Annotated in this window: 2 protein-coding genes and 1 pseudogene; all 3 read left to right on the forward strand. The window is 61.6% G+C overall.

The features are described from left to right. The first annotated feature begins 1 nt into the window (after window position 1). Window positions 2–1,625, forward strand: a pseudogene (gene gcbA / locus ACIGDJ_RS20270) (diguanylate cyclase GcbA). Between the two features lie 954 nt (window positions 1,626–2,579). Next, on the forward strand, window positions 2,580–3,623 hold the full coding sequence (locus ACIGDJ_RS20275; RefSeq protein WP_397504600.1) for a methyl-accepting chemotaxis protein: 1,044 nt from the start codon (window positions 2,580–2,582) through the stop codon (window positions 3,621–3,623). A 240-nt stretch (window positions 3,624–3,863) separates the two neighbouring features. Continuing rightward, the coding region (aroQ, locus tag ACIGDJ_RS20280; protein WP_397504599.1) for a type II 3-dehydroquinate dehydratase at window positions 3,864–4,278 on the forward strand (415 nt) is incomplete at its 3' end.

The following is a 4,278-nucleotide window of genomic DNA, read 5'->3' on the forward strand; positions in this document are numbered from 1 at the left end:
GATGAATTACGGTAATTCATCAGGCACGTCAGATTCTTGAGATATGGCAGCGCCTGCAACGCAGTGAGTGGTCCACTGTCGATCTCGCCGAACTGAGCGAGGCAAATCTGCGCCTGCTGCGTTTTGCCGAGCGCTTCGAACAGCCGGAACACACCCAGCTGGCGCACCACATCAGCCAGTCTCTGCAAGCAGTGGACGCCAACCGTGGCCGTCTCAGCAGCGGCCTGATCACTGACCTCAATCGCTTGATGCAACGCCTGTCGCGCACCGGTCTGCGTCACGGCGATCAGTTCGACCAGACCTTCCTGCCACCGTTGCGCAAGCCGATCTATGTGATGTTGCAGGATCACGACCGCGCCGAACGGCTGGCCAAGCAGCTGGAATTTTTCGGTTTGAGCGCGCAGGCACTGGACAGCGTGGCGGCGTTTCGCTCCTCGATGGTCGAGCGTTTGCCAGCGGCGATTGTCATCGACGTGGATTTCAGTGGCCCCGGTATCGGCCTGAAGCTCGCCGCCGAAGCTCAGGTCGGGCTCGAAGAACCGCTGCCATTGCTGTTTTTCAGCCTGCACGAAACCGATACCCCGACCCGTCTCGCCGCCGTGCGCGCCGGCGGCCAGGAATTTCTCACCGGCACCCTCGAAGCTTCGAGTCTGCTGGAAAAAATCGAAGTGCTGACCTGTGTCGCCCAGTACGAGCCTTATAAAGTGCTGATCATCGACGACTCACGCGCCCAGGCCTTGCACACCGAGCGCCTGCTCAACAGCGCCGGCATTGTCACCCGCACCTTGATCGAGCCGATCCAGGCGATGGCCGAACTGGCGGACTTCCAGCCGGACCTGATCATCCTCGATATGTATATGCCGGCCTGCACCGGCACCGAACTGGCCAAGGTCATTCGCCACAACGACCGCTACGTCAGCGTACCGATCATTTACCTGTCGGCCGAAGACGACCTGGACAAGCAGCTCGACGCCATGAGTGAAGGCGGCGATGACTTCCTGACCAAGCCGATCAAGCCACGTCATCTGATCACCACCGTGCGCAACCGCGCCGCACGGGCGCGCAATCTGAAGGCGCGAATGGTCCGCGACAGCCTTACCGGCCTGTACAACCACACGCACATTCTGCAGCTGCTCGAAGACTGCTCGTTCCGCGCCCGGCGCGAAAACAAGCCGCTGAGCTTTGCCATGCTCGACATCGATCACTTCAAACGGGTCAACGACAGCCACGGCCACCCGATGGGCGACCGGGTGATCAAGAGCCTGGCGCTCTTTCTCAAGCAGCGTTTGCGCAAGACCGATTTCATTGGCCGATACGGCGGCGAAGAGTTCGCCATCGTCATGCCCGACACCGATATCGACGCGGCGCATAAAGTCCTCGACGAGATTCGCCAGCGCTTCGCCGAGATTCATTATCCGGCGCAGCCGCAGGATCTGTGGTGCACCTTCAGCGCCGGCGTGGTGGAAATGTGCGATGACTCCGACAGCCTGATGATGGCCAGCCAGGCCGACGAAGCGCTGTACCGTGCCAAAGGTGCCGGACGCAATCGGGTGCAGACCGCGCGCCAGTCAAAGCAAAGTGCCACTTTTTCATCGGAATCCACTGATTCGGTCATAACCCTGTAATAGAACCGCAATAAATTCAGGCGCTTACCATTTCTGCCGTTGGTAGCCGTCATGCGCCTGAAGTTGCTCACCAATCTCAACACTTTGCTGCTGGTCGCCGTCTGCGTGGCCCTTGGCGCCACGCTGTGGTGGTCGCAAAAAGCCCTCGAACGCCCCTATCTTTTGATGGAGCGTTACCTCGGGCTGTCGCAACAATTTCAGAACGAAGTCGCGCGCAACGTTGAGGATTATCTGGCCAGCGGTGACGCGCTGCGCCTGAGCAGCGCCGCCCAGGCCATAGACAGCGTGCACAAGCAACTGGGTGAGCTGCCCCCGACGCTGGCCGACACCGTGCAGCCAAGCCTGTCGAGCCTTGATGAATTCAGCAAAACCGACCTGCTCGCCGCCGGCAAACTCGCGGGCGATCCGCAAGCCTTGCTGTTGCAGGCCGAACGCGAACTCAGCGCCAGCCTCGACCAGCTCAACACCTACGCCAATGGCAACGCCGCCTACCTCGCACCACTGCTCGCCGCATCGCAGCATCTGGGCAAACTGTCGCTGGCGCGGGACAAACTGGTGAGCAGCGGGCGCAGTGAACTGGCTGCCGATGTCGAGCGCGAAGTGAGCAACATGCGCGTTCAGGCCCAGGCCATCGATGCCCTGCCCTTGCTCGGGGTGGTCACCAGCAACGAATCGAGCAGTGACGATTTCGCCGCGCTGATGGGCATCGAAACCACTGATAAAGCCGCCGCCGAAGATGCCGGTGTCGGCCTCAAACGCGAACTGAACAGCTTGCTTGGCCGCTATCCGGCGGAACTGGCGCGCACCCGTGAGCAGATCCAGAAACGCGCCGATCTCAGCGCCGCCACCCACGAAAAAATCGCCAGCGTGCAACACGCCATCGCCGGCCTCGAACCGGTGGTACGCGCGCAACACGGGCAGATCCAAGGCGAAGTGCGCCTGATGCAAGGCGTGATGATCGGCCTGATTCTGCTGATCGCCCTGCTCATCGATACCTTGCAGCGGCGCCTGGCCCGCACCCTGACCAACCTCGCCCCGGCATTATCGACCTGGGCCGAGGGCGATTTCAGTCGCGACATCCAACTGGGCAAGACCAATCGCGAACTGCACGACATCGAAGCGTCGCTCAACCGCTTGCGCGCCTATCTGGTGGATCTGGTCGGCACCATTCGCGGCAACGCCGAGCAAGTCGCAGGCAGCAGCCGCACCCTCGCCGAACTGAGCAATGACTTGCACAGCGGCGCCGAGCATCAGGCCGGCGATACCGCGCTGATTCGCGATTCGCTGGGAGAACTCGAGGCGACCATTCAGCAAGTGGCCGGTGATGCCCGCCAGGCTGCCGATGCCAGCCGTCATGCCGGTCTGGCCGTCGAGCATGGCCAGACGGTGATCGGCCAGAGCCTGACCGGGCTGCATGCGCTGGTGGGTGAAGTTCAGGGCAATGCGCAAATGATCGAACATCTGGCAGAAGAATCAGCAACCATCGGCGGCGTGCTGACGGTGATTCGTTCGATTGCGGATCAGACCAATCTGCTCGCCCTAAACGCGGCGATCGAAGCGGCCCGCGCCGGGGAAATGGGCCGTGGTTTTGCCGTGGTCGCTGAAGAAGTGCGCTCGCTGGCACAACGCACCGCCGGGGCCACGGCGGAAATCCAGACGCTGATCGCCGGCCTGCAGACCGCCGCGCGGCAATCGGTCGAAGGCATGCGCGCGCAGGTCGAACACGCCGAAGCCACGGCCAATCAGGCGCAGGCGGCGGACGGCGCATTGGACAAAATCGTCGGCGCGATCCAGACCATCGCCGACACCGCCGTGCGCATCGCCGATGTCACCGCGCAGCAAAGTGGCGCGGTCAGCGAGATCCGCGATCACAGCGAGCGTATTCATCAATTGGGTGGGGATAACCTGCTGCGCATCGGCCAAGGGCGTGAACAGGGCGAGAACTTGCTGGTATTGGGCGGACAACTGCATACAGCCGTTCAGGCCTTTCGCGTCTGATAAACCGCCTTCGCGAGCAAGCTCGCTCCCACGGGGCACGCATTCCAAGGGGGGAGCGAGCTTGCTCGCAAAGGCGCCAGCCCAGGCGCCACAAATGACCAGATCAAAGCGCTTGGTCACATATTTCGCGCAAACATCGGCCATCGTGCTGGCTATTGCATGGAACTGGACAGTCACAAAGGCTTTGCGGCATAGTCGCCGGGTTCTGACGACTGCTCATTGATAACAAGGACAATGCAGATGACAACGCTACTGGTGCTGCACGGCCCCAATCTGAACCTGCTCGGCACCCGGGAACCGGGGACCTACGGGTCGACGACCCTGGCGCAGATCAATCAGGATCTGGAGCGGCGCGCCCGCGAAGCCGGCCATCATCTGCTGCATCTGCAAAGCAACGCCGAGTACGAATTGATCGATCGCATCCACGCTGCGCGCGGTGAAGGGGTGGATTTCATTCTGATCAATCCGGCGGCTTTTACGCACACAAGTGTCGCATTACGTGACGCGCTGCTGGGAGTGAGCATCCCATTCATCGAAGTGCACTTGTCCAACGTGCACAAGCGCGAACCTTTCCGCCATCACTCCTACTTCTCCGATGTAGCGGTAGGAGTGATCTGCGGCTCACGGCCCGGGCGTGGCCCGGTCGGTGCACCAG

It is taken from the genome of Pseudomonas sp. NPDC079367, assembly GCF_044542195.1.
In the GTDB taxonomy this organism is placed as follows: Bacteria; Pseudomonadota; Gammaproteobacteria; order Pseudomonadales; family Pseudomonadaceae; genus Aquipseudomonas.

Bases quoted from the DNA above. Each gene is read 5' to 3' on its own strand.
- ACIGDJ_RS20275 (WP_397504600.1), top strand. From the start codon at position 2,580: ATGATCGGCCTGATTCTGCTGATCGCCCTGCTCATCGATACCTTGCAG.